This window comes from Priestia sp. P5_B4 (assembly GCF_056400385.1).
Map to the genome: position 1 here is coordinate 1 of NZ_JBFULJ010000611.1, position 2315 is coordinate 2315.

A 2315-nucleotide genomic window follows, 5' to 3' on the forward strand; every position below is an offset into this window, starting at 1 on the left:
GAGATACAGTCATTATATGAAGAACTTAAGAATAAAAAAATGCACGTTGATTATTTAGTGAACAATGCTGGTTTTGGACTATACGGCAAATTTATTGAAACAGCTTTAGATGAAGAATTAAACATGATTGATTTAAATATTCGAGCATTAACTCATTTAACAAAATTATTTTTACCGGATATGGTCAAAAGAAATCGCGGAAAAATTTTAAACATTGCATCTGTTGCTGCATTTATGCCAGGTCCACTTATGACGGTATATTACGCAACGAAAGCGTACGTATTATCTTTCACCGAGGCCCTTGAAAATGAATTAAGAGGTACCAATGTAACGGTAAGTGCTCTATGCCCGGGTCCAACTAAAACGGGTTTTAGCGACCGAGCCCAGCTAAGCAACTCCAAGCTTTTTCAAAGCGGTGCAATGGATGTAGAAACAGTAACGAAAGTTGGCTATAAAAAATTTATGAAAGGGCAGACGGTTATCGTACCAGGAGTACAGTTTCGTCTTGCTACGTTCATCCCGCGCTTCGTGCCAAGAAAGTGGCTTACATCCGTTGTCCGCAGAACACAAGAAATTAAATAAAGGAGAATCTATATGAGTGAAARAGCAGTCGAGTTATTTCGTGCCAGCATTCCTATTTTTCAGGCTCTAAGTGATTCAGCAAGACAAGATATTATTTTGCTGCTCGCCGAAAAAGAGCCTTTAACCGTTAATGAAATTGCAAACGAGTCTACTCTATCACGACCGGCAATTTCTCATCATTTAAAAATTCTACGCGATCAAAAGCTTGTGCAAATTGAGCAAAAAGGAACGCAGAGATATTATTCATTAGCTTTAAATGAGGCAGTTGAGCTATTAAAAAACTTGCTCGCTACAGTTGAAAGCGAATGTTTATAGGGAGATGAAAGAGATGAACCACGAGCGATTCTATATCACAGATGAAACGGTCATTGAACATATTGTTTCTACACAAAAGCAGTATTTTTATGCGCAAAAGACAAAGAGTATCAGCAGCCGTATTCAAGCGCTGAATAAGCTAAGAGACGCAGTCAAACAAAACGAGCAGAGAATTATGGATGCTTTAAAACAAGATTTAAATAAATCTGAAGTAGAGGCTTACACGTCGGAAATTGGGATTTTACTAGAGGAGATTCGGTTTACGCTTAAGCATTTAGCAAAATGGATGAAGCCTAAAAAAGTAAAAACTGCTTTAACACATGTGGGCTCTAAAGGGAAAATTGTTCCTGAACCGTATGGAGTCGCTTTAATTATTGCTCCGTGGAACTATCCGTTTCAATTAGCACTGTCTCCTTTAGTAGGAGCGATTGCTGCTGGAAACACGGCGATTATAAAACCTTCTGAATTAACGCCTAGCGTATCTCGCGTTATACAAGAATTACTGGCTGAAGCTTTTGACCCAGCATTTGTGACGGTGGTTGAAGGGGCTGTAGATACGACAAGCCTGCTTTTAAAACAGCCGCTTGATTATATTTTCTTTACGGGAAGTGTAAATGTAGGGAAAATTATTATGCAAGAAGCAGGGAAGCAGCTTATTCCAGTCACGCTTGAGCTAGGCGGAAAAAGTCCGTGCATTGTACATGAAGACGCAAACCTAGATCTTGCAGCGAAGCGAATTATGTTTGGTAAAGGGATGAATGCAGGCCAAACGTGCGTTGCTCCTGATTATTTGCTCGTGCATAAAAAAGTTAAAGCGCAGCTTGTAGAGAAACTTCGCGAAGCAATTTCTCAATTTTACGGTAGTAATCCACTTGAAAGCGACCGCTACGGCCGTATTGTCAGTGAGCGTCATTTTACTCGGCTAGTTGAGTTTTTAAAAGACGGAAATGCTATAGTTGGAGGCGGGTACAATAAAAACACGCTAACAATAGAACCTACGGTGTTAAGTGAAGTAAGCTGGACATCAGATGTTATGCAAGAAGAAATCTTTGGGCCTATTCTTCCTATGATTGAATATGAAACACTAAACGAAGTCATTCATAAAGTTCAAGAAAAAACTAAGCCGTTAGCTCTTTACTTATTTACAGAAAGTGAAGATGTGCAAAACGTGATAACGGAGGGCCTTTCATTTGGAGGAGGCTGTATAAACGATACGCTTATGCATATCGCTACGCCATATTTGCCGTTTGGCGGAGTGGGGGAAAGCGGCACGGGTCAATATCATGGAAAAGACAGCTTTCAGACATTCACTCATTTTAAAAGCATGCTGGCTCAAACAACCAAGTTTGATTTGTCATTCCGCTATCCTTCGGAAAAACAAAGCTTGAAAATGATCAAAAAACTATTGAAATAAAAGA

At 39.4% G+C, this 2315-nt stretch carries 3 protein-coding genes; all 3 read left to right on the forward strand.

Features of this window, described 5'->3' with window-relative positions; all coding sequences use genetic code 11:
* Positions 1 to 582 (forward strand): SDR family NAD(P)-dependent oxidoreductase (locus AC1DRF_RS23665; RefSeq protein ID WP_477741842.1); only part of this gene is annotated, 582 nt, incomplete at its 5' end.
* A 12-nt stretch (positions 583 to 594) separates the two neighbouring features.
* On the forward strand, positions 595 to 897 hold the full coding sequence (locus AC1DRF_RS23670; RefSeq protein WP_477741843.1) for an ArsR/SmtB family transcription factor: 303 nt from the start codon (positions 595 to 597) through the stop codon (positions 895 to 897).
* A 13-nt stretch (positions 898 to 910) separates the two neighbouring features.
* On the forward strand, positions 911 to 2311 hold the full coding sequence (locus AC1DRF_RS23675; protein ID WP_427076211.1) for an aldehyde dehydrogenase: 1401 nt from the start codon (positions 911 to 913) through the stop codon (positions 2309 to 2311).
* The last annotated feature ends 4 nt before the right edge of the window (positions 2312 to 2315 follow it).